This window comes from Kitasatospora sp. NPDC001095 (assembly GCF_053598615.1).
In genome coordinates, this window is the sequence record NZ_JBSFKQ010000002.1 from 122,046 (window position 1) to 143,881 (window position 21,836).

The 21,836-nt window shown below is 73.6% G+C and carries 19 protein-coding genes and 1 pseudogene; 5 read left to right on the forward strand and 15 right to left on the reverse strand.

What is annotated here, in order from left to right; all coding sequences use genetic code 11:
* Positions 1 to 302 precede the first annotated feature (302 nt).
* The 9 genes and pseudogenes from ACWDBB_RS02425 to ACWDBB_RS02465 all read right to left on the reverse strand — a co-directional run bounded on the left by ACWDBB_RS02425 (position 303) and on the right by ACWDBB_RS02465 (position 10,239).
* Positions 303 to 1,724, reverse strand: coding sequence for a protein kinase domain-containing protein (locus tag ACWDBB_RS02425; RefSeq protein ID WP_449787862.1), 1,422 nt, complete (start codon positions 1,722 to 1,724; stop codon positions 303 to 305).
* Between the two features lie 293 nt (positions 1,725 to 2,017).
* Positions 2,018 to 2,632, reverse strand: a complete 615-nt coding sequence (locus ACWDBB_RS02430) for a bacterial proteasome activator family protein (RefSeq protein ID WP_449787863.1) — start codon at positions 2,630 to 2,632, stop codon at positions 2,018 to 2,020.
* A 275-nt stretch (positions 2,633 to 2,907) separates the two neighbouring features.
* Positions 2,908 to 3,825, reverse strand: coding sequence for a hypothetical protein (locus ACWDBB_RS02435; RefSeq protein ID WP_449787864.1), 918 nt, complete (start codon positions 3,823 to 3,825; stop codon positions 2,908 to 2,910).
* Between the two features lie 185 nt (positions 3,826 to 4,010).
* The gene (locus tag ACWDBB_RS02440; RefSeq protein ID WP_449787865.1) at positions 4,011 to 4,988 is read right to left on the reverse strand and encodes an NAD(P)H-quinone oxidoreductase; all 978 of its coding nucleotides are present in this window, start codon (positions 4,986 to 4,988) and stop codon (positions 4,011 to 4,013) included.
* Between the two features lie 42 nt (positions 4,989 to 5,030).
* Entirely contained in the window at positions 5,031 to 6,092 is a 1,062-nt protein-coding gene (locus ACWDBB_RS02445; RefSeq protein WP_449787866.1) for a potassium channel family protein, read from the reverse strand.
* Positions 6,093 to 6,192: 100 nt separating this feature from the next.
* Complete coding sequence (locus ACWDBB_RS02450) at positions 6,193 to 7,404, reverse strand: molybdopterin molybdotransferase MoeA (RefSeq protein ID WP_449787867.1); 1,212 nt, start codon at positions 7,402 to 7,404, stop codon at positions 6,193 to 6,195.
* Positions 7,401 to 8,343, reverse strand: a pseudogene (locus tag ACWDBB_RS02455) (NTP transferase domain-containing protein). The gene ACWDBB_RS02450 and the pseudogene ACWDBB_RS02455 overlap by 4 nt, the downstream one beginning before the upstream one ends.
* 23 nt (positions 8,344 to 8,366) lie before the next feature.
* Positions 8,367 to 9,335 carry an MBL fold metallo-hydrolase gene (locus ACWDBB_RS02460; RefSeq protein ID WP_449787868.1) on the reverse strand — a complete coding sequence of 323 codons (969 nt, stop codon included), beginning with the start codon at positions 9,333 to 9,335 and terminating at the stop codon, positions 8,367 to 8,369.
* 136 nt (positions 9,336 to 9,471) lie between these two features.
* On the reverse strand, positions 9,472 to 10,239 hold the full coding sequence (locus ACWDBB_RS02465; protein WP_449787869.1) for a polyprenol monophosphomannose synthase: 768 nt from the start codon (positions 10,237 to 10,239) through the stop codon (positions 9,472 to 9,474).
* Positions 10,240 to 10,579: 340 nt separating this feature from the next.
* On the opposite strand from ACWDBB_RS02465, the gene manA reads away from it, so the two are divergent.
* A complete protein-coding gene (gene manA, locus ACWDBB_RS02470) occupies positions 10,580 to 11,785 on the forward strand; it encodes a mannose-6-phosphate isomerase, class I (protein WP_449787870.1) in 1,206 nt (401 codons plus the stop codon).
* Between the two features lie 27 nt (positions 11,786 to 11,812).
* On the opposite strand, the gene dnaB is transcribed toward manA, so the two are convergent.
* On the reverse strand, positions 11,813 to 13,297 hold the full coding sequence (dnaB, locus tag ACWDBB_RS02475; protein ID WP_402415171.1) for a replicative DNA helicase: 1,485 nt from the start codon (positions 13,295 to 13,297) through the stop codon (positions 11,813 to 11,815).
* A gap of 573 nt (positions 13,298 to 13,870) precedes the next feature.
* Between dnaB and ACWDBB_RS02480 the strand changes: the two genes are divergently transcribed.
* A complete protein-coding gene (locus ACWDBB_RS02480; protein WP_449787871.1) occupies positions 13,871 to 15,211 on the forward strand; it encodes an MATE family efflux transporter in 1,341 nt (446 codons plus the stop codon).
* 75 nt (positions 15,212 to 15,286) lie between these two features.
* Here ACWDBB_RS02480 and rplI read toward each other — a convergent pair whose 3' ends face one another.
* From rplI to rpsF, 4 genes are all read right to left on the reverse strand, one after another.
* Positions 15,287 to 15,733 (reverse strand): 50S ribosomal protein L9, encoded by a 447-nt coding sequence (gene rplI / locus ACWDBB_RS02485; RefSeq protein WP_359822975.1) that lies wholly within the window; start codon positions 15,731 to 15,733, stop codon positions 15,287 to 15,289.
* Positions 15,734 to 15,750: 17 nt separating this feature from the next.
* A complete protein-coding gene (gene rpsR, locus ACWDBB_RS02490; protein WP_030059640.1) occupies positions 15,751 to 15,987 on the reverse strand; it encodes a 30S ribosomal protein S18 in 237 nt (78 codons plus the stop codon).
* A 79-nt stretch (positions 15,988 to 16,066) separates the two neighbouring features.
* Complete coding sequence (locus ACWDBB_RS02495) at positions 16,067 to 16,672, reverse strand: single-stranded DNA-binding protein (protein ID WP_449787872.1); 606 nt, start codon at positions 16,670 to 16,672, stop codon at positions 16,067 to 16,069.
* A 96-nt stretch (positions 16,673 to 16,768) separates the two neighbouring features.
* Positions 16,769 to 17,059 carry a 30S ribosomal protein S6 gene (gene rpsF / locus ACWDBB_RS02500; protein ID WP_188298654.1) on the reverse strand — a complete coding sequence of 97 codons (291 nt, stop codon included), beginning with the start codon at positions 17,057 to 17,059 and terminating at the stop codon, positions 16,769 to 16,771.
* A 303-nt stretch (positions 17,060 to 17,362) separates the two neighbouring features.
* Between rpsF and ACWDBB_RS02505 the strand changes: the two genes are divergently transcribed.
* From ACWDBB_RS02505 to ACWDBB_RS02515, 3 genes are all read left to right on the forward strand, one after another.
* A complete protein-coding gene (locus tag ACWDBB_RS02505) occupies positions 17,363 to 17,662 on the forward strand; it encodes a hypothetical protein (protein WP_392868643.1) in 300 nt (99 codons plus the stop codon).
* A gap of 260 nt (positions 17,663 to 17,922) precedes the next feature.
* The gene (locus ACWDBB_RS02510) at positions 17,923 to 19,041 is read left to right on the forward strand and encodes a lipid II:glycine glycyltransferase FemX (protein WP_392868645.1); all 1,119 of its coding nucleotides are present in this window, start codon (positions 17,923 to 17,925) and stop codon (positions 19,039 to 19,041) included.
* Positions 19,042 to 19,054: 13 nt separating this feature from the next.
* Positions 19,055 to 20,089, forward strand: coding sequence for an alanine racemase (locus ACWDBB_RS02515; protein ID WP_449787873.1), 1,035 nt, complete (start codon positions 19,055 to 19,057; stop codon positions 20,087 to 20,089).
* A gap of 37 nt (positions 20,090 to 20,126) precedes the next feature.
* On the opposite strand, the gene ACWDBB_RS02520 is transcribed toward ACWDBB_RS02515, so the two are convergent.
* Positions 20,127 to 21,704, reverse strand: a complete 1,578-nt coding sequence (locus ACWDBB_RS02520; RefSeq protein WP_449787874.1) for a glycosyltransferase family 87 protein — start codon at positions 21,702 to 21,704, stop codon at positions 20,127 to 20,129.
* Between the last annotated feature and the right edge of the window lie 132 nt (positions 21,705 to 21,836).

Below are 21,836 nucleotides of genomic sequence, written 5' to 3' on the forward strand. Positions count from 1 at the left end.
AGCGGCCGTCGCCGACGGTGCTCAGCGGCACGGCTGTGCCGCGGCCCGGGGTCTGCGGGCCGCCCGCGGTGACCGGCGGCAGCGCCGAGGTCGGCGCCTCGGCGGCGGGCTCGGGAATCCTCGGGGTACCGCCGGTCCGGCCGACCGCTCGGACACCCGCGTCGTCGTCCGGCTGCTGCGTCTGTGCCATCGCTCCTCGCCCCGGGCGTTCGCTCGGATCGCGGTGCCCTGTCGCTTTCGTATCCCCGAACGCTACCGCTTCCGGCGGGAGGACGCGGCACCCCCCAACCGGCCGTAAACCGTCAGAGCAGGCCATTCCGGTCGGCGGGGAGGTCGAGGACCAGCACGTTGGCGGGGCGGTCCGCGTGGCCGAGCTTGCCGCCGGACTTCTCGTTCGCCTTGTTGACCACGATCGCGATGATGATGCCCGCGAGCACCAGCACGCCGACGATGATCCCGATCACGACCACGGCCGTCGAGCAGCCACCGCCGCCGCTGGGCGCCTTCGGCTGCTGGTACGGCGGCATCGGCTGCGGCGGCGGGGTGTGCGCCTGCGGCGGCTGCTGGAGGAACTGCGGGTGCGGCGTCCGGTAGGCCGGCGGCGGGGTCTGGTACTGCGGCTGCGGCGGCTGCTGGAGGAACTGCGGGTGCGGCGTCTGCGGAGCCTGCGGGTGCGGCGCCTGGTAGGCCGGCGGCGGGGTCTGGTACTGCGGCTGCGGCGGCTGCTGGAGGAACTGCGGGTGCGGCGTCTGCGGAGCCTGCGGGGCGGCGTGCACCGAGCGCGGGCCCTCGTTGATCACCAGCGGGGTGCTGGCCTGCAGCTTGTGCCCGTTGTCTCCGCCCTTGGCGGACGCGATCAGCCGCTCCGCCTCGTCCCGCATCGCCGCCGCGCTCTGGAACCGGTGCGCCGGGTCCTTGCGCAGCGCCTGGGCGACGAACGCGTCCACCTCGGGGGTGACCGAGCGGTTGAGGGTGGAGGGGGCCGGCGGCTCCTCCTGGACGTGCTTGTAGGCGATCGAGAACGCCGAGTCGCCGTCGAAGACCAGCTGCCCGGTGATCATCTCGAAGAGCATCACGCCGACCGAGTACAGGTCGGAGCGGGCGTCCACCGGCTTGCCGAGCGCCTGCTCGGGCGAGAGGTACTGCGGGGTGCCGACCACCATGCCGGTCTGGGTCATCGACGTGACGCCGGATTCCAGCGCGCGGGCGATGCCGAAGTCCATGACCTTGACGTTGCCCTTGCGGTCGAACATGACGTTGCCGGGCTTGATGTCGCGGTGCACCAGGCCCATGTCGTGCGAGGCCTCCAGCGCGTTCAGCACGCCGACGGTGACCTTCAGGGCCTGCTCGGTCGGCATCGCGCCGTACTGGCCGATCGCCTCGTTGATCGCGTCGCGCAGGCCCATGCCGTCGATCAGCTGCATGACGATGTACGGCGTGCTGGAACCGTCCGGGGCGACGTCCTCGCCGCTGTCGTACACCGTGACGATGTTCGGGTGCTCCAGCCGCGCCACGGCCTGGGCCTCGCGGCGGAACCGCTCCTTGAACGAGTCGTCCCGGCCCAGCTCGCTGTGCATGCTCTTCAGCGCGACCTGCCGGTCCAGCACGCGGTCGTGGGCGAGGTGCACGGAGGCCATGCCGCCCTCGCCCAGCAGCCGCTGCAGCACATAGCGGCCGTTGCCCAGGGAGAAGCCCTCGACCGCCGCGTTGCCGTGCTCGCTCATGGTCCTCTGCTCCCCCTCGGCGCGGCCGTGCTCGCCGCAGCCTGACGTTCGGTCTCGTCCGTGCGTGGTGGCCCTGCCCGCTGGACTGGCGGGCCCTGCCGCGGCGGTTCCACCGGCCGGCGACAGGGGCCAGGGTATCGGCTCGCGCCGACGGTGATCGGTCCAGGGCCGGGCCCGCTCCCCGGTCCCGGCCCCCGGTCCCGACGGCCGGGACCGGGGGCGGACCGTCGCGGTACGTCCGGTCCGGACGCGGACCGGACGCACCTGTCGCCGGGGGTGGGGCCGGACGCGACTTACAGGTAGGGACCGGAGCGGATGCCGCGGCCCTGGCCCGGCTCGTCCTCCTCCGGCTCGCCGCTGTGCAGGCCGGGCGGCAGCGCCCGCCGCATCTGCTCCAGCTGGGCCCGCGCCGCCATCTGCTGCGCGAACAGCGCGGTCTGGATGCCGTGGAACAGGCCCTCCAGCCAGCCGACCAGCTGGGCCTGGGCGATCCGCAGCTCGGCCTCGGTCGGGATGGAGTCCTCGGTGAAGGGCAGCGACAGCCGCTCCAGCTCGGCGACCAGCTCCGGGGCCAGACCGAGTTCGAGTTCCTTGATCGAACTCGCGTGGATGTCCTTCAGCCGGGCCCGGCTCGCCTCGTCCAGAGGCGCCGCCCGGACCTCCTCCAGCAGCTGCTTGATCATGCTGCCGATGCGCATGACCTTGGCGGGCTGCTCGACCATCTCGGTCACCGGGAGCTCGCGCGGCACGTCGCCCTCGTGCTCCCCCTCCCCCACCGGGCCGCCGAACCCCTGGCCCACGGGCATCCCGTCCGGTCCGACGATCAGCACCTTCTGGCCGTCCTGCGACTGCCCGCCGGCGGCCCGCAAGGGCTCCTGCGACGGGCGCTCGTTCATCGGATTCGTCATGAACAACATTCTCTCTCACTGGGGTTGGCCGGGCGGAAGCCCCCGGTCGTCCCGCCGTCCTGCGCCGCCCCTGACGACGGTACGCCGCCGGGCGCCACGCGGGTATCCGTACGGATACTCAGTTCCCGCACCGCGACCGCCGACCGTCCGTCCGCCGACCGTCCGCCGACCGCAGCCGGCGCCCGGTCCGGCCGGCCCCGCCCGCCGAACCGCAGCCGCCGACGACCCGGCCCCGCGCCGGGCGTGCCGCACCCGGCGCGGGGCCGTCCCGGGCCTCAGCCCTTGCGCAGCCGCAGGCCGACCAGTCCCAGGCCGCAGCCGATCAGGCCCAGGCCGACGCCCAGCGGGAGCTGGGTGGTGGAGGCGTCCTGCCAGTGGGCCGGGAAGATCGCGGGCACGGCGGCGACGGCGGCGACCGGCTGCCCCGTGGCCGCCGCGCCGGCGTCCGGAGCGGCCGGGACCGGGACGGCGGCGGTGTCGCCGGGTGTCCCGGTCTCCGCGGCGCCCCCGTCGGCCTCCGGCTGCTCCGCCTCGGCGACCAGCTCCGGGGCCTGCTCCGGGGCCTGCTCCGGGGCCTGCTCGGGGACCTGCTCCGGTGCCTGCTCGGGGGCCTGCTCCGGTGCCTGCTCGGGGGCCTGCTCCGGTGCCTGCTCCGGTGCCTGCTCGGGGACCTGCTCGGGAGCCTGTTCAGGGGCCTGCTCGGGGGCGTGCTCGGGGACCTGCTCGGGAGCCTGTTCAGGGGCCTGCTCCGGCCCCAGCTCGACGGCTTGGCCCGGCGCCTGCTCGGGGGCCTGCTCCGGCACCCGCTCGGGCGCCTGCTCCCTGGCCTGTCCCCTGGCCCGTTCCCTGGCCCGTTCCACGGCGGCGTCGGAGCGCTCGGGCAACGAGGCCGGGTGGTGCCGGCGGACCCACCCGCGGGCGCCGTGCGGATGCGGCGCCGGCCGCCGCGGCGGCGCGGCCGCCGGCCCGGGGACGTCCGTCCCCGCCTCCGGCGAGGGCAGGACCGTCGGCAGCGGCAGGGCCGCCGGCGAAGGCAGCGCGACGGCCGCGGAGGCGGCGGCCAGCGGGAGGGTGAGCCCGAGCACGGCCGCCGCGAACAGCCGCTGGGCGCGGCCGGGGGAGCGGCGGGAAGTACGACGGTGGTGCGGCGCCACGGGCAGTGGCCCGAGCGGTGCGTGCGGTGATGCGGCCACGGTCGGAGTCCTTCCGACGGCCGACGGCGCCCGGGGGCGGCATCGGCGGCGGGACTGCTCCGGACCAGACTCGCACGCCCCGGCCGTTACGGCATTTCGGGCAATTCATGCCCTTTCCGCCGCCGTCCGCCCCGCCCCCGGACCTTCCCCGAACCTCCCCTCGACCTCCGCCGGACCTCCCCCGCTCAGGCCCGCAGCACGACCTTCCCGACCTGCTCCCCGCGCTCCAGCACCCGGTGCGCCTCGGCCACCTCCGCCAGCGGGAGCACCCGGTCCACGACCGGCCGCACCACCCCGGACTCGACCAGCGGCCACACGTGCTCCCGAACGGCCGCCACGATCGCCGCCTTCTCCGCCAGCGGGCGCCCGCGCAGGTTGGTGGCGATCACCGCCCCGCGCTTGCGCAGCAGCGCGTTGAGGTCGAGCTCGCCCTTCACCCCGCCCTGGAGGCCGATGACCACCAGCCGCCCGTTGACCGCCAGCGCCTCCACGTTCCGCTGGAGGTACCTGGCGCCCATGATGTCCAGGATCACGTCCGCCCCGGCGCCGCCGGTGGCTTCCCGGAGCGCCTCGACGAAGTCCTGCTCGCGGTAGTCGATCAGGATGTCCGCGCCCAGCTCGGCGCACCGCGCCAGCTTCTCCTGGCTGCCCGCGGTGACCGCGACCCGCGCGCCGACCGCCTTGGCCAGCTGGATCGCCATGGTCCCGATCCCGCTCGCGCCACCGTGCAGCAGCACCGTCTCGCCGGGCCGCAGGTGCGCGGTGAGGAAGACGTTGGACCACACCGTGCAGGCCACCTCGGGCAGCGCCGCGGCCTCCTCGACGGACAGCCCCGCGGGCAGCGGCAGCAGCTGCCCGGTCGGCACCGCGACCCGCTGCGCGTAGCCGCCGCCGGCCAGCAGCGCGCACACCTCGTCGCCGACCGCCCAGCCGGACACCCCGGGCCCGAGCGCGACGATCCGCCCGGCGCACTCCAGCCCCGGGTAGGGCGAGGCGCCGGGCGGCGGGTTGTAGAAGCCCTGCCGCTGGAGGAGGTCGGCACGGTTGACGGCGGTGGCCGCCACCTCGACCAGGACCTCTCCCTCGGCGGGCACCGGGTCGGGCACCTCGGCCCAGACCAGTGCCTCGGGACCACCAGGTACGGGAATCGTCATCGCATGCATGCCCCGAACCTACTGCGGTCCGGGGCGGTTGCACGGCGCGGCTCAGCCGGTCGGCGCGACTCCGCTGGACTTGATGACGATGACCCGGTCGGTGAGCTGCAGCACGGCGGCCTCCGGCTCGGTGTAGTTGAGCACCCGTCGGCCCCGGACCACCGCGACCACCAGGTCGTCGCACTCGCGCGGGCTGTGCCCGGCCTCGGCCCGGGTGACCGGACGCTCCACCACGTCCAGCCCGTTGCCGTACGTCAGCAGGTCCTCCATCACCGCCCCGGCGTGCGGGCTGAGCATCGACAGCCCGAGCAGGCGGCCGGCCGAACTGGAGCTGGTCACCACGACGTCGGCGCCGCTCTGCCGCAGCAGCGGCGCGTTCTCGTCCTCCCGGACGGCGGCGACCACGGTGGCGGCCTTGTTCAGCTGCCGGGCCGTCAGCGTGATCAGTACGGCGGTGTCGTCCCGCTCCGGTGCGACCACCACCCGCGCGGCGGTGGGCAGCGCGGCCCGCACCAGGGTGTCGGTGCGGGTGGCGTCGCCGACCACCCCGACCAGGCCGTGCTGGGCGGCCTGGTCGATCACCTTGCGCTGCGGGTCGACGACGACGATGTCCTCCTTCTTCACCCCCTGTCCGAGCAGGGTGTCGACGGCGCTGCGGCCCTTCGTCCCGTAGCCGATGACGACGGTGTGCTCGCGCACGGTGGACCTCCAGCGGTTCAACCGCCATTGCAGGCGGGTCCGTTCGGTGAGCACCTCCAGGGTGGTGCCGACCAGGATGATCAGGAACACCACGCGCAGCGGGGTGATCACGAAGATGTTGGTGAGCCGGGCGCTGTCGCTGAACGGGGTGATGTCGCCGTACCCGGTGGTGGAGAGCGTCACCGTGGCGTAGTACGCCGCGTCCAGGAAGCTGAGTTCGCCACCGGCGTTGTCGTTGTAGCCCTCCCGGTCGAGGTAGACGATGAACGAGGTGGCGACCAGGACGGCGAGCGCCAGCAGCAGCCGGGAGCCGACCTGCCGGACGGCGGGCGCGGCCCGTCGGGCGGGCAGCACGATCCCGGCGTCCGCCCACGGCTCGGTGCCGGGCGCCGTCGTGCGTCGAAGCCGGCTCATGCGCCCACCTCGCGCTGCCCGGCCGCCGCTTCTCCCGACGCGTACCTCTTGATGGCTCCCTCTCCCCCGGCCTCCGGCCGGGGGGACCCCCACCGCTCGCTCACGGCACCTCCAGCAGTTCGACCGTCTCCCCCGCGCCCGCCCCGCCGGGCGGCACGACGGCCAGCGCCTCCGCCCGGGCGAGCCCGCGCAGCATCGCCGGCCCGTCGAAGGCCAGCGGCAGGACGCCCTCGGCGGTCCGCCGGACCGGCTGGAGCCGGGTGTCCGTACGGTGCCCGTGCAGGTCGGCCGCGACCGGTGCGAGGACGGGGGCGCCGGCCGGCCGCCCGCCGCGGGCGTGCAGCAGCGGCAGGACGAGGGTCACCATCCCGGCGACGGCGGCCAGCGGGTTGCCCGGCAGGCCCACCAGGTGACGGCCGCCGGGGAGTTCGGCCAGCAGCATCGGGTGCCCCGGCCGGACGGCGACGCCGTCCACCAGCAGTCGGCCACCGGCCTCGGCGAGCGCCCGGTGCAGGAAGTCGACCGGCCCGGCGGCCGTCCCGCCGGTGGTGACCACGAGGTCGGCGGTGGAGTGCCGCAGCGCGTCCCGGAGCAGCCCGAAGTCGTCCCGGACGTAGCCGACTTCTTCGGCCGGCTCGGCCCCGGCGGCCCGCAGCCAGGGCGGCAGCAGCGGCCCGAGGGCGTCCCGGACCAGCCCGGGAGCGGGCACCCCGGCGGTGATCAACTCATCTCCCAGGACGAGCAGTTGGACCTCGGGACGGCGGTGCACGGACAGCCCGTCGTGGCCGCAGGCGGCGGCCAGGCCGAGCACGGCCGGTCCGACCGTGGTGCCGGACGGCAGCAACTCCTCGCCCCGGCGGCACTCCTGGCCGCGCGGGCGGACGTCCTGACCGGTGCCCAGCGGCCGCGGGCCGCTGTCGTGCAGCAGCGCGCCGTCCGTCCGCCCGTGCTCACGGCGCAGTACGGCGGTGGCGCCGGGCGGCAGTTGGGCACCGGTGGCGATCTCCACGGCGGTGCCGTCGGCCAGCGGCGCCGGATCGGCCCGTCCGGCCAGCACCCGGCCGGCGACCCGCCACGGGCCGGGACCGGCGACCGCCCAGCCGTCCATCGCGGAGGTGTCGAAGGCGGGCAGGTCGGTCAGCGCGCCGAGCGGCTCGGCGAGGGTGCGGCCGAGCGCCTCGGCCAGCGGGACGGCGACCCCGGGCAGCGGGTGCGGCCCGGCCCGGCGCGCGGTCTCGCGGGCCCGGGGCCAGCTCAGCACGCCGGGGCCGGTGGCCGGTGCGGTCACGGTGGCCTGGCCGACCGCGCTCACGACTCGCCCGGCCGGCCGGCAGTTCCCCAGCCCTCGACGAGGGTCTCGGCCCGCCGGGCCGCGTCGGCGACGGCCTGCGCCCCGCCGCCCCGCTGGGCGGCCCCGTAGCCGATCAGGAAGGCGGTCAGCGGCGCGGCCGGCCGGTCCACCCCGTGCGCGACCACCCGGGCCGTGTCGAGTAGACCACGGACGTCGACGTCCAGGTCGATGCCCAGGTCGGCCTTGACCTCGGCGATCCAGTCATCCAGCGTGCGCTCCATGCGCCCATGCTGCCCGATCGGCGGTTTCACCGAGGTGTTCGCCCCGAGTGCGGCGCGCGTCGTTTCGCTCACACCGCGGTGGTGCGACCGGTGAGGTTCAGCTCCGGTCGCGCTCGCGGGCCCGTTCCAGGTCCTCCCAGGTGTCGCAGTCGTGGGCGACGCCGTCGGTGTCGCCCACCCGCGGCCCGCTCAGCCCGCCGACCAGCCGGCGCAGCGGCCTACCGGCCGGCTCGCCGAGATCGGCCAGCGCGGCGCGCAGTGCCGCGGTCCGGTAGGCGGCGGCGAGCGGCTGTTCCCGGCCGGCCGCGTCGACCAACACCGCGCGGTCCGCCGGCGCACCGGCCTCGTCGAGGGCGGTGACCAGCCGTTCCACCGTCCGCCGGTCCAGGAACGGCAGGTCGGCGGCGAGCAGCAGCACGACGTCCGCCGTGACCAGGCCGAGCCCGGCCGCGACGGCGGCCACCGGCCCGCCACCGGGTGGCTGCTCCCTGGTCCAGCGGACGCCGGCCCGCCCGCTCGGCCGGGCCGGGCCGACCACCACGGTGGTGCGGGCGCCCGCGCAGGCGGCGAGCACCCGGTCGAGCAGGGTGGTCCCGCCCACCGTCAGCCCCGGTTTGTCGGCCCCGCCGAGGCGCCGGGCGGCCCCGCCCGCCGGGACGATCACGTCGTACGGCGTCATGCGGCCAGTATCCGCCCCTGGCCCTACCGCCCCGCGGCGTCCCGGCCCTCCCCGCCCTCCGGGCCCTCCTCGGGCTCGGCGACGAGTTCGGCCTCGACGGTGTCCTCGGCCGTGCGCGCGGTGTTGGCCCGCGCGCCCAGCTCCAGGAAGGACGGCAGGGTCAGCTCCCCGTAGCGCTCGTTCATCGCCGTGACCAGCGCCTCCGGGTCGTCCGGGTGCGCGGCCAGCAGCCGGTCGAAGTCCTGGAGGTACTCGCCGGTGAAGGCGAGCACCCGGGCGGCGTCGTCGCCCTGGCCCGGGGCCCGGTGGCCGGCGATCACCCGTTCCGCACCGAGGTCGGCGATCCGGCCGAGGTTGTGCCCCCAGGTGGTGCGCTGGGCCGGGGTGGTGTCGGCGGTCCAGACGTGGGTGCCGTTGTGGACGAAGTCCCCGGCGATCACGGTGCGGATGCTCGGCACGTGGACGACCGTGGAGTCCCCGCAGTCGGCCTGGCCGAGCAGCAGCACCGGGATCACCTGGCGGTCCAGCATCAGCGGCTGCGGCAGCAGCGGGGCGGGGATCAGCGGGTGGTCCGGGACGTCGTCGCCGTACACCGGCTTCCACTGCGCGACCTTCGCGGCGACGGTCCGCCGGATGCCCTCGACCACGGCCGGGGCGGCCAGCAGCTGCGCCTCGGGGAAGAGCCGCAGCACCTCCTCGGCGCCGAAGTAGTGGTCCGGGTGCTGGTGGGTGACCACGACGGCGAGCAGCCGTCTGCCCTTGCCGGCGACCCACTCGGCCAGTTCGCGACCGGCGCTGCGGGTGAGCTGGGCGTCCACCAGGATCGCCGTCCGCTCGCCGAGGATCAGCGTGGAGGTGGCGAAGAAGGCCGACTCGGGACCGGTGAAGACGGCGACCTCCAGCGGCCGGACCGGCTGCCCGGACTCCGGCTGCCCGGACTCCGGCGGCTCGGCACCCGCGCCGGCGCTCTCCTCGGGCGGGGACGTCGTCACGGGCTGCTCCCTCTGGTCGGCGGTCGGACTTCCTGCGCCCTACAGCATGGGAGCACGGGCGGCCGAATGCGCGGAAGGCGCGCCCGGCGGGGCACGCCTTCCGGTGCACGTCACACCGTGCGCGGGAGTTCGGTCGTCAGCGCGTGGCGGCGGCGCCGCGCAGTCGCGCCAGCCGGTCGGTGACGCCCCAGGTGGTCACCCGCCACAGCGCCTCGACCACGATGTTGCGGCTCATCTTGGACGCCCCGAGTTCGCGCTCGACGAAGGTGATCGGCACCTCGGCGACCTTGAAGCCGGCCTTCACCGTGCGCCAGGCCAGGTCGACCTGGAAGCAGTACCCGGCCGAGGCGACCTCGTCCATGCCCAGGCCCAGCAGGGTCTCCTTGCGGAACGCCCGGTAGCCGCCGGTGACGTCCCGGATCGGCACGTCCAGCATCAGCCGCGAGTACGTCGAGCCGCCGCGCGAGAGCAGCAGCCGCGACTTCGGCCAGTTGACCACCCGGCCGCCCGGCACCCAGCGCGAGCCCAGCACCAGGTCGGCGCCGCGCAGCGCGGCCAGCAGCCGGTCCAGTTCCTCGGGCTGGTGCGAGCCGTCCGCGTCCATCTCGACCAGGACGTCGTAGCCGTTGTCGATGCCCCAGCGGAAGCCCGCGAGGTAGGCGGCGCCCAGGCCCTCCTTGCCCCTGCGGTGCATGACGTGGACGTGCTCGTCCTCGACCGCCAGCTTGTCCGCCAGCTCGCCGGTGCCGTCAGGGCTGTTGTCGTCGGCGACCAGCACGTGCGCCTCGGGCACGGCGGCACGGACCCGGCCGACGATCCGCTCGACGTTCTCCGCCTCGTTGTAGGTCGGGATGATCACCAGGACCTTGCCGAGATCAGCAAAACTCTGCTGGTTCACGGTCACGTACAAACCTCTCGGCCGGTGGCGGGGGTGTCCGGGACACCGGCGCCCGCACTCTGGAACGCGGCTCCGCCGGCACCACCTGGCCGGGGTGGACCTCGGTGGCGAATTGCACGCAGGGCGGAGGCTACTGCGTCCTGGCATTCTACTACCGCGCCGGGAACCGCCGGTCCGACCGCGGCACTCCCACCGGACGCCCGCCGTTTCCCCGTGGGTGACACCGGTCGGCTAGGGTCGTTTCCCTTGCCCGTGCCCAGACAGCCCGCTCCGCCGGGCCCGCCCCGGCGATCCGGACTCGGGACGTCCGGGGCCGCCCAGACAGCGAAGGAGTAGGACCGCGCGCATGGACAGGCTCGTCAACACCGTCCGCCCGTACGCCTGGGGGTCGCTCACCGCCCTGCCCGAGCTGCTCGGGCAGCGGCCGACCGGTGAGCCGCAGGCCGAGCTGTGGATGGGCGCCCACCCCGGTGCCCCGTCGCACGCCGACCGCGGCGAGGGTCCGCGCCGGCTGGACGAGCTGATCGCGGCCGACCCCGAGGGCGAGCTGGGCGCGGCGAGCGTGGCCAGGTTCGGCCCGACCCTGCCGTTCCTCTTCAAGGTGTTGGCCGCAGGCATCCCGCTGTCCATCCAGGCCCACCCCACGCTCGACCAGGCCCGGGCCGGCTTCGCCGCCGAGAACGCCCTCGGCATCCCCCAGGACGCCCCCGAGCGCAACTACCGGGACGCCAACCACAAGCCCGAAATGGTCTGCGCCCTAAGCGAGTTCGAGGGCCTGTGCGGCTTCCGCCGGCCCGCCGACGCGGCCCGGCTGCTGGCCGGACTCGCGGTGCCCGGGCTCGCCCCGGTGATCGATCGGCTGGCCGCCGGCGGGGGCACCTCCCGGCCCAAGGCCGGGGGAGAGTCCGAGTCGCTGCGCGGCGCCCTGACCGCCGCCCTCGCTCTGGACGGGGAGACCGTCCGGCGGACCGTCGAGGTGCTGGCGGCGACCGACCCCGACGGGGAGTACGCCCCGTACGCCCGGATCGCCGAGGACTTCCCGGACGACCGCGGCGTGATCGCCGGCATGCTGCTCAACCACGTCCGGCTGCGGGCCGGCCAGGCTCTGTACCTGGGCGCCGGGGTGCCGCACGCCTACCTGTCCGGCGTCTGCGTCGAGCTCCAGGCCAACTCCGACAACGTACTGCGGGCCGGCCTCACCCCGAAGCACATCGACGTGCCGGAGCTGCTGGAGGTCGTGGTCTTCGCGGCCGGCGCCCCCGAGCTGCTGGAGCCGGTCCCGGTCGAGGGCACCCCGGGCGAGGAGCTCTACCCCGTCCCGATCGACGAGTTCCGGCTGTCCCGCTTCGTGCTGGACGGCGCCGCGCGCGAGATCGACGGCCGCACCCCGCAGATCCTGCTCTGCACCGAGGGCGGCGCCCGGCTGACCGCCGCCGACGGCACCGTGCTGGACCTGGCCCGCGGCCAGTCCGCCTTCCTCCCCGCCACCGGCGCCCCGACCCGCCTCTCCGGCTCCGGCAGCACGCTCTTCCGCGCCACCGTCACCGTCTGACTCCCCGCCCCGACGCCGGGGCCGGGCTCAGTCCCGGGTCATGTCGACGAAGCGCGAGTAGTGGCCCTGGAAGGCCACCGTGATGGTCGCGGTCGGACCGTTACGGTGCTTGGCGACGATCAGGTCGGCCTCGCCCGCGCGCGGCGACTCCTTCTCGTAGGCGTCCTCGCGGTGCAGCAGGATGACCATGTCGGCGTCCTGCTCGATCGAGCCGGATTCGCGGAGGTCCGAGACCATCGGCCGCTTGTCGGTGCGCTGCTCGGGGCCACGGTTCAGCTGGGAGAGCGCGATGACTGGCACTTCCAGCTCCTTGGCCAGCAGCTTGAGGTTTCGGGACATGTCCGAGACCTCCTGCTGACGGTTCTCGGCCCGCCGGGAGCCGCCGGACTGCATCAGCTGGAGGTAGTCGATGACGATCAGCTTGATGTCGTTGCGCTGCTTCAGCCGGCGGCACTTGGCGCGGATCTCCATCATCGACAGGTTCGGCGAGTCGTCGATGAACAGCGGCGCCTCGCTGACGTCCGGCATCCGGCGGGCGACCCGGGTCCAGTCGTCGTCCGTCATGTTCCCGGAGCGCATGTGGTGCAGCGCCACCCGGGCCTCGGCGGAGAGCAGGCGCATGGCGATCTCGTTGCGGCCCATTTCGAGCGAGAAGATCACGCTCGGCAGCTTGTGGTGGATCGAACAGGCCCGCGCGAAGTCCAGCGCGAGCGTGGACTTGCCCATCGCGGGGCGGGCCGCGATGACGATCATCTGGCCCGGGTGCAGCCCGTTGGTGAGCTGGTCGAAGTCGGCGAAGCCGGTCGGCACGCCGGACATCTGGCCCTGCCGGGAGCCGATCGCCTCGATCTCGTCGAGGGCGCCCTCCATGATGTCGGCGAGCGGCGCGTAGTCCTCGTTGGTGCGCTGCTCGGTGACGGCGTAGATCTCCGCCTGGGCGGCGTTGACGATCTCGTCCACGTCGCCCTCGGCCGCGTAGCCCATGCCGGCGATCCGGGTGCCCGCCTCGACCAGTCGGCGAAGCACCGCGCGCTCGTGCACGATCTGGGCGTAGTACTCGGCGTTGGCCGCCGTCGGGACGGAGTTGACCAGGGTGTGCAGGTACGCGGCGCCGCCGACCCGCTGGAGCTCGCCGCGCTTGGTCAGCTCACCGGCCACGGTGATCGGGTCGGCCGGCTCGCCGCGGGCGTAGAGGTCGAGGATCGCGCCGTGGACCATCTCGTGCGCGGGCCGGTAGTAGTCGGCCGGCTTGAGCACCTCGACCACGTCGGCGATGGCGTCCTTGGAGAGCAGCATGCCGCCGAGGACGGACTTCTCGGCGTCCAGGTCCTGCGGTGGGACGCGCTCGAAGCCGTCCACCGCGCCCGCGCCGTCGCCCTCGTCCCGGCGCTGCCAGCCGCCCTCGGGCCGGCCGCCCTTGCCACCCTTCTGGAAGCCGCCCTTGCCGCCCTTCTGGAAGCCGTCGCGGCCACCGCCCTGACGGTCCTCGCCGCGGTTGCGGGAGACCGGCAGCCGGTCGCCGGGGCCGTCCGGGAAGGGGGCGTCGTCGTAGGCGCCGACCGGGAAGGGGTCCTCGGCGGTCTGCCAGTCATCCTCCGGCGGCGGGGCGTCGTGGTCGTCGTACTGGGGGCCGGTCACGCGTGTTCCCCGATCAGCGAGTGGTGCGAAGTTGGAGCGGGCTTGCCGGTGGCTGGGTGGAGCGGATCCTCTTTGTACGCCACGGCTCCGACAAATCGGACGCCGGGGGCGGCGGGAGTGTCGGGCGGAGGGCCCACGCTAAAGCGCCGGGCGCCCTCGCGCCAAGGCGGTTATCCACAGGGGGTGTGGATGAGCGGCCCCGTCCTGTGGAGAACTGCCGCAAAGCTGTGGACACCCCTGTGGACGTCCCTGTGGATAACCGGACGATCGATCCACCGTCAATCTGTTGACCTGGGATTACCTCATTCCGGGCCTGTGCATGAGAAATTCTTCACACACCTCCGAACGGCTGTGGGCACAGAGCGGGCGAACCGCGTCGCTCAGGGTTTCGAGTAATAGGCATCTGGCTCTTACATCCATTACCTGTGGATGAGTAGCCTGGTGCCCATGACCGCCTCGCCCCCGACCCCGGCCCCCTCGCGCCGCCGGCACGACCGGGAGATCCTCGCCCTGGCCGTCCCGGCCTTCGGCGCGCTCGTCGCCGAACCGCTCTTCCTGATGGCCGACTCGGCGATCGTCGGCCACCTCGGCACCCCCCAGCTGGCCGGGGTGGGCGTCGCCTCCGCCGCGCTCTCCACCGCGACCGGCGTGTTCGTCTTCCTCGCCTACGCCACCACCGCGGCGGTCGCCCGCCGGATCGGCGCCGGGGACCGCCGGGGCGCCGTGCAGCAGGGCGTCGACGGCATCTGGCTGGCGCTGGGCCTGGCCGTCCCGGTGGTCCTCCTCACCCTGCTGCTGGCCCCCTGGGCGGCCGACGCACTGGGCGCCTCGGCGACCGCCGCGCCGCACGCGGTGACGTACTTGCGGATCAGCTCCCTGGGCATCCCCGCGATGCTCATGGTGCTCGCCGCCACCGGGGTGCTGCGCGGTCTCCAGGACACCCGCACACCGCTGGTGGTGGCGGTCGCGGGCTTCGCCGCCAACATCGGCCTGAACGCCGGCCTGGTGTACGGCGCCGGGCTCGGGGTGGCCGGCTCGGCCTGGGGCACCGTGCTCGCCCAGACCGGGATGGCCGCCGCCTACCTGGTCGTGGTGGTCCGCGGAGCCCGCCGGGAGGGGGCCTCGCTGCGGCCGGACCCGGCGGGCATCCGGGCCGGCGCCAGGGCTGGCGGCCCGCTGCTGGTCCGGACGATCAGCCTGCGCGCGGTGCTGATGACCGCCACCGCGGTGGCGGCCCGGCTCGGCGACGACCAGGTGGCCGCCCACCAGATCACCATGACGCTGTTCAACTTCCTGGCCTTCGCGCTGGACGCCATCGCGATCGCCGGCCAGGCCATCATCGGCCGCTACCTGGGCGCCTCGGACGCCCCCGGCGCCCGGGCCGCCACCCGGCGGATGGTCGAGTGGGGCATCGTCTCCGGGCTGGTCCTCGGCCTGCTGGTGGTGCTCGCCCGCCCGCTGTACGTCCCGCTGTTCACGCCCGACCCGGTCGTCCGGGCCCAACTGGACACCGCCCTGCTGCTGCTCGCGCTCACCCAGCCGGTGGCCGGCCTGGTCTTCGTGCTGGACGGCGTGCTGATGGGGGCCGGCGACGGCCCCTACCTGGCCTGGGCCGGGCTCGCCACCCTGGCGGTGTTCGTCCCGGTGGCCCTGGCGGTGCCGGCCACCGGCACCGGACTGGCCGGGCTCTGGTGGGCGATGAACCTGTTCATGCTGCTGCGGGCCGGCTTCCTGGTCTGGCGCGCCCGCGGCGGCAAGTGGCTGGTCACCGGAGCGGTGCGCGGCTGAGGGCGGGAACCGACCGGAAAAGACCGAGGGCCGGACTCCCGGAGGAGTCCGGCCCTCGGGCCTGGGCTACGGAGCTCAGGCAGCCACGACGGCGACGTCGAGGTTGGCCACGACGTCCGAGTGCAGCTTGACCGAGACCTTGTGGGAGCCCACGGTCTTGATCGGCGAGGCGATCGCGACGGCGCGCTTGTCCACCGCCGGGCCGCCGGCGGCCTTGATGGCCTCGACGACGTCGGCCTGGGTCACCGAGCCGAACAGACGGCCGGCGTCGCCCGAGCGGACGGCCAGCTTGACCTGGACGCCCTCGAGCTGACCCTTGACCTCGTTGGCGGCCTCGAGGGTCTGGATGGCGTGGATCTTCCGGGCGCGACGGATGGCGTCGACGTCCTTCTGACCACCCTTGGTCCAGCGGATGGCGTAGCCACGCGGGACCAGGTAGTTGCGGGCGTAGCCGTCCTTGACCTCGACGACCTCGCCGGCGGAGCCGAGACCCGGCACCTCGTGCGTGAGGATGATCTTCATTACTCGGTCACCCTCTCTTAGCGCGCGGTGCTGGTGTAGGGCAGCAGCGCCATCTCACGGCTGTTCTTCACGGCCGTGGCGACGTCACGCTGGTGCTGGGTGCAGTTGCCGGTCACCCGGCGGGCACGGATCTTGCCGCGGTCGGAGATGTACTTCCGCAGCAGGTTCGTGTCCTTGTAGTCAACGTAGTTGACCTTGTCCTTGCAGAAGACGCAAACCTTCTTCTTCGGCTTGCGAGCAGGCGGCTTCGCCATTGTGTGCTCCATTTGGGGTTCACGGTCCGGCGGGCGTCCGGGGACGCCGGCTGCCGGACCGCACGAAATCTGTCAGCTCTTAGAACGGGGGCTCTTCCGAGTAGCCGCTGCCACCGGACGGGGCACCCCAGCCGCCGCCCTGGTTTCCACCGGACGGGGCACTGGAGGCCCAGGGGTCGTCGGAGGGGCCGGACTGGCCGCCGCCGGAGTTTCCACCCCAGCCACCGCCGCCCTGCTGGCCGCCACCGCCGCCGCCCCAGCCGCCACCGCCCTGGCCGCCACCCTGCTGGCCGCCGAAGCCGCCACCGGGGCCGCCGGACCGGTTGGCCCGGGTGACCTTGGCGGTCGCCGAGCGCAGGCTCGGGCCGACCTCGTCGACCTCGACCTCGAAGACCGTCCGCTTCTCGCCTTCCTTGGTCTCGTAAGACCGCTGGCGCAGTCGGCCCTGCACGATGACGCGCATGCCGCGCTGCAGCGACTCGGCCACGTTCTCCGCCGGCTGCCGCCAGACGTTGCACGTGAGGAAGAGGCTCTCGCCGTCCTTCCACTCGTTCGTCTGACGGTCGAAGGTGCGGGGGGTGGACGCGATGCGGAACTTCGCGACCGCCGCACCCGACGGGGTGAAGCGCAGCTCGGGGTCGTCGACGAGATTGCCGACGAGGGTGATGACGGTCTCGCCTGCCATGGTGGTGATGACCTCTCGGGAAGATGTCCGTTCACCGCTGTTTCACGTGAAACAGCGGACGCGAGCTACCCGAGACCCGAAGGCCTCAGAGGTGGCTCAGTGGGTGTCCGGGCGCAGGACCTTGGTCCGCAGAACCGACTCGCTCAGGCCCAGCTGGCGGTCGAGCTCCTTGACGACCTCAGGCGTGGCCTTGAGGTCGATGACCGAGTAGATGCCCTCGGACTGCTTGTTGATCTCGTAAGCCAGACGGCGGCGACCCCAGGTGTCGACCTTCTCCACCTTGCCGCCGGCGTTGCGGACGACAGCGAGGAAGCTCTCGATCAGGGGGGAGACAGCGCGCTCCTCGACCGAGGGGTCGAGGATGACCATCAGCTCGTAGTGACGCATGAGTAACCCACCTCCTTTGGACTCAGCGGCCACGGTCTCTCCGTGGCAGGAGGGTTGTGCGTAGCGTCGGCACCGGAGCAGTGACGACTCCGGCCCACCGTAACGGCAGGGTCGGACAGTCGGCCCCGCTCCACCCGGAAGAGGGTGCAAAGGGGGCACAACTACACCAGTGCAGACGGCACAGCCTACCCGCACCCGGACGGCCGAACAAAACGCATAGGGGTTGTGAGAGCGACCCAAGCACCGCAATCTGGACGGAACGGGATCCCTGCCCGTTCGTCTCCACGCCAGGAGGTGGGACCCATGGCCCAGTCCGTCCACCGCATGCCCGCCCTCACGCTGAACACCGACGGCCACCCGCACCCCCGCGAGAACGCCCTGGTGGGCATCACCGCCCTGCTGGGCGTGATCGCCTTCACCACCTCGTTCTTCCACAACCTGCACCTGCTGACCTCGTGGACCGGCCTGTTCGGCATCATCACGGGCCTGTGGGGCATGTTCGTCTCGGTCACCACCGCCGAGCGCTTCGTCCTGATGATCACACTCGGTGCCGCCGCCATCGGCTTCTACCTCGGCATCGCCCGCGGCGGCCTCTGGGGCTGACCCGCCCCCGGACCGCCCCCGCGCCGCCGCCCCGCGCCGGCGCCCCCGCCTGACCCCGTCCCGCCCCGTCGCCCCACTGGGACCGAGCCCACAGCGCCCGTCCGGAACCCTCGCCGCCCCCGTCGCGTATCTGCAAGAGGAGACAGGTATCCGACGGGGGCGGCGCCGTGCCCGCAGCGGCGGGCGCCCGAGCCCCGGACGATAAGGTCAGCCCAGAACCTGGGGCCACCGCAGCCCGACCGACGAGGAGCACCGAGCACATGAGCCTGCGCCTGAGGACGATCACCCGCGAGGAGCACCTCGCCTTCATCAGGAGCCGCGCCTCGGCCAGCCACATGCAGGTGCCGTCGTGGGGCGACGTGAAGGCCGAGTGGCGGTCCGAGTCGATCGGCTGGTTCGACGACGCCGACCAGCTCGTCGGCGCCGGCCTGGTCCTCTACCGCCAGCTGCCCAAGCTCAAGCGCTACCTCGCCTACCTGCCCGAGGGCCCGGTCATCGACTGGTTCGACCGCGACCTCGACCGCTGGCTCTCCCCGATGCTGGCGCACCTCAAGTCTCAGGGCGCGTTCTCGGTGAAGATGGGCCCGCCGGTGGTCATCCGCCGCTGGAACGCCCCCACCATCAAGGAGGCCATCGCCGCCAAGCAGGCCAAGCGGCTGCGCGACGTCGAGGCCGACTGGTACGAGGCCCGCGCCTTCGAGGTGGCCGACCGGCTGCGCAAGGCAGGCTGGCTCCAGGGCGAGGACGGCGGCGCCGGCTTCGGTGACGTCCAGCCCCGCTACGTCTTCCAGGTGCCCCTGGCCAACCGCTCGCTGGACGACATCCACAAGAACTTCAACCAGCTCTGGCGCCGCAACATCAAGAAGGCCGAGAAGAGCGGCGTCGAGGTGATCCAGGGCGGCTACGACGACCTGCCGATCTTCCACCAGCTCTACCTGGTCACCGCCGAGCGCGACAAGTTCACCCCCCGCCCGCTGGCCTACTTCCAGCGGATGTGGAAGGCCCTCGTGGCCGAGGACCCGAACCGCATGCGGCTCTACATCGCCTACCACGAGGGCGAGCCGCTGGCCGCCACCACGATGCTGGTGGTCGGCGAGCACGTCTGGTACTCCTACGGCGCCTCGGCCAACCACAAGCGCGAGGTCAAGCCGTCCAACGCCATCCAGTGGCGGATGATGCGCGACTCCTACGCCCTGGGCGGCGGGGTGTACGACCTGCGCGGCATCAGTGACACCCTGGACGAGAACGACCACCTGTTCGGCCTGATCCAGTTCAAGGTCGGCACCGGCGGCCAGGCGGCCGAGTACCTCGGCGAATGGGACTTCCCGCTCAACAAGCTGCTGCACAAGGCCCTCGACCTCTACATGTCCCGCCGCTGAGGAGGCTGACCCGATGACGCTGTCGCTCTACCTCGACACCGAACGCTGGCGCACCCACCAGCGTTCCGTCCTCGCCGAGTTCCCCGGCCTGGTGCCGGTCGCCAAGGGGAACGGCTACGGCCTGGGCAACCACCGGCTGGCCGAGGAGGCGACGCTGCTGGGCACCGGGGTGCTCGCCGTCGGTACCGCGTACGAGGCGGCCGACGCCGCCGAGTGGTACGGCGGCGAGCTGCTGGTGCTCACCCCGTACCGGGTCGGCGAGGAGGTGCTCCCGCTGCCGCACGCCCGGGTGATCCGGACGGTGGCATCGGTGGACGCCCTCCGCACGCTGCCCGGCGCCCGGGTGGTGGTGGAGTGCATGACGACCATGCGCCGGCACGGCGTGAGCGCGGCCGACCTGCGCACCGTCGCCGCCGAGCTGGAGGGCGTCGGCTTCGAGGGCCTGGCGCTGCACCTGCCGATGGACCGGCCGGACGGCTCCAGTCCGGTCGAGGAGGTCGCGTACTGGGTGGACACCGCCCAGGCGGCCGGCATCCCGGTGCACACGGTGTTCGTCAGCCACCTCGGCGCCGCGGGCATGGACCAGCTCGCCCAGCGGTACCCGCAGACGGTCTTCCGGGCCCGGATCGGCACCCGGCTCTGGCTGGGCGACCACGCCGCGCTGGAGGTCCGGGCCACCGTCCTGGACGTCACCCCGCTGCAGAAGGGCGACCGCTACGGCTACCGCCAGCACCCGGCGCCCGCCGACGGCCACATCCTGGTGGTCGCCGGTGGCACCGCGCACGGCATCGGCCTGGAGGCGCCCAAGTACGTGGCGAGCATGGGGGCCCGGGCCAAGGGCATCGCCCGGGCCGGCCTGGCGACGGTCAACAAGACCAAGTCGCCGTTCCACTGGGCCGGCAAGCAGCTGTGGTTCGCCGAGCCGCCGCACATGCAGGTCTCGCTGCTGTTCCTGGACGGGGACACCAAGCCCCCGGCGATCGGCGAGGAGCTCGGCCTCCAGGTCCGCCACACCACCACGCACTTCGACCGCGTGGTGGACCGCTGAGCACCGCCCTGGGCGCTCGGCTCGCTCGCGCCAGCGCCTAGGCCTTCTCGGCCGGCTCCGGCGGTTCGGGCTCGTCGAGCCACTGCTCGGGGCCGGCCGGCGCGTACGCGGCGTAGCTCTCCTCCTCGCGCAGCCGGCGGGCGGTGCCCAGCACGGCCACGTCCGGAGCCCGGTCCAGCACCCCGCCGGAGGGGTCGTCGCTGCCGTCCCAGCGGACCGGGTCGCGGTCCGGGTGGAGGACGTCGCGGACCACCAGGGCGACCAGGTAGAGCGTGCCCAGCAGGTGCAGCCCGATCGCGAAGTGGTACCAGCCCTCGCTGATCCCGTGCTGCTTGGAGCCGGTGACCAGGCCCAGGTGGGACCAGATGCCCAGGGTGTAGAGCACCTCGCAGGCCTGCCAGATCAGGAAGTCCCGCCAGCGCGGCCGGGCCAGCACCGCGAGCGGCAGCAGCCAGAGCGCGTACTGCGGCGAGTACACCTTGTTGACCAGCACGAACAGCGCGACCACCAGGAAGGCCAGCTGGGCGAGGCGCGGCCGGCGCGGGGCCGAGAAGCCGAGCCACGCTATGGCCAGGCAGCCCAGCACCATCAGCACGCCGATGTAGACGTCGAGGTCGGCCAGCCCGGCGCCGCGGCGCTGCATCAGGATCAGCCAGAACGAGCCGTAGTCCTCGCCGCGGTGCTTGCTGAACACGTAGAAGGTCGACCAGCCCCGCCAGTTGACCAGCATGATCGGCAGGTTGACCACCAGCCAGGAGCCGACCGCGCCGCCCAGCATCACCCGGAACTCGCGCCACTTGCCGGCCCGCCAGCAGAGCACCAGCAGCGGGCCGATCAGCAGCAGCGGGTAGAGCTTGGCCGCGGTGGCCAGGCCGATGAAGACGCCGGCCCAGCCCGGCCGGGCGCCGGCCCACCAGGCCATCGCCACGGCGGCCAGGGCGACCGCGAGCAGGTCCCAGTTGACGGTGCCGTTGAGCAGCAGGACGGGGGCGAGCGCGAACAGCAGCGCGTCCCACGGGCGGCGCCGGTGGGTGCGCGAGAGCGCCACCACGGCGACCACCGCGCAGGCCATCAGCATCCCGGCGTTGATCGCCCAGAACCACTGCTCCTGGCTCTGCCGGTCCCCGCCGCCGGGCGTCAGCCAGGCCGCGACCTGCATGAACAGGCCGGTCAGCACCGGGTACTCCAGGTACTGGAGGTCCCCCGAGGAGCCCGGGATGCGGTCCACGTACGGGTGCAGCCCGGCCGCGAAGCCGCGTCCGGAGAACAGGTGCGGGATGTCGCTGTAGCAGGCGTGGATGTACTGCGGTGAGCCCGGCTGGAACCAGGCCTGCTCGTAGCAGGGCAGCTTCTGCACCATGCCGAGCACCGAGACCACGATCACCGCGAGCGCCAGGAAGCGCGCCGGGATCCACCAGGAGACGCCGAGCAGCGCCCGGCGGCCGGGGGGCCCGCCGAACACCTCGCTGCCGGCCGCCGCCACCGGGTCCTCGTCGGCCGGGACGACGACGGTGTTGACCGCCGGCGCGGCCGTGGCGACGGCAGCCGGGAGGGGCCCTGCGGCGGCGCCGGACCCGACCGGGCCGGCGGTTTCGTCACGATCGCTCGACGTCATGCCGGACATCCTGCCGCACCGACCCCGCCGGGACGAGGAGGCCCCCGCAACGGTCCGCGCCCCGGTACGGCGGGCGGGTGTGGCAATCGTGACGAATCCGGCAGCGGTCCCGTCGTCGGCGGCGGCCCCCGA

Excerpts from the sequence above, each read along its gene's own strand:
- rpsR (WP_030059640.1), bottom strand. The coding sequence starts at position 15,987 with ATGGCGAAGCCGCCTGCTCGCAAGCCGAAGAAGAAGGTTTGCGTCTTC.
- ACWDBB_RS02440 (WP_449787865.1), bottom strand. The coding sequence starts at position 4,988 with ATGCATGCGATGACGATTCCCGTACCTGGTGGTCCCGAGGCACTGGTC.
- ACWDBB_RS02510 (WP_392868645.1), top strand. The coding sequence starts at position 17,923 with ATGAGCCTGCGCCTGAGGACGATCACCCGCGAGGAGCACCTCGCCTTC.
- ACWDBB_RS02505 (WP_392868643.1), top strand. The coding sequence starts at position 17,363 with ATGGCCCAGTCCGTCCACCGCATGCCCGCCCTCACGCTGAACACCGAC.
- ACWDBB_RS02495 (WP_449787872.1), bottom strand. The coding sequence starts at position 16,672 with ATGGCAGGCGAGACCGTCATCACCCTCGTCGGCAATCTCGTCGACGAC.
- manA (WP_449787870.1), top strand. The coding sequence starts at position 10,580 with ATGGACAGGCTCGTCAACACCGTCCGCCCGTACGCCTGGGGGTCGCTC.
- ACWDBB_RS02480 (WP_449787871.1), top strand. The coding sequence starts at position 13,871 with ATGACCGCCTCGCCCCCGACCCCGGCCCCCTCGCGCCGCCGGCACGAC.
- ACWDBB_RS02430 (WP_449787863.1), bottom strand. The coding sequence starts at position 2,632 with ATGACGAATCCGATGAACGAGCGCCCGTCGCAGGAGCCCTTGCGGGCC.
- ACWDBB_RS02445 (WP_449787866.1), bottom strand. The coding sequence starts at position 6,092 with ATGAGCCGGCTTCGACGCACGACGGCGCCCGGCACCGAGCCGTGGGCG.
- ACWDBB_RS02515 (WP_449787873.1), top strand. The coding sequence starts at position 19,055 with ATGACGCTGTCGCTCTACCTCGACACCGAACGCTGGCGCACCCACCAG.
- rplI (WP_359822975.1), bottom strand. The coding sequence starts at position 15,733 with ATGAAGATCATCCTCACGCACGAGGTGCCGGGTCTCGGCTCCGCCGGC.
- ACWDBB_RS02520 (WP_449787874.1), bottom strand. The coding sequence starts at position 21,704 with ATGACGTCGAGCGATCGTGACGAAACCGCCGGCCCGGTCGGGTCCGGC.
- ACWDBB_RS02425 (WP_449787862.1), bottom strand. The coding sequence starts at position 1,724 with ATGAGCGAGCACGGCAACGCGGCGGTCGAGGGCTTCTCCCTGGGCAAC.
- rpsF (WP_188298654.1), bottom strand. The coding sequence starts at position 17,059 with ATGCGTCACTACGAGCTGATGGTCATCCTCGACCCCTCGGTCGAGGAG.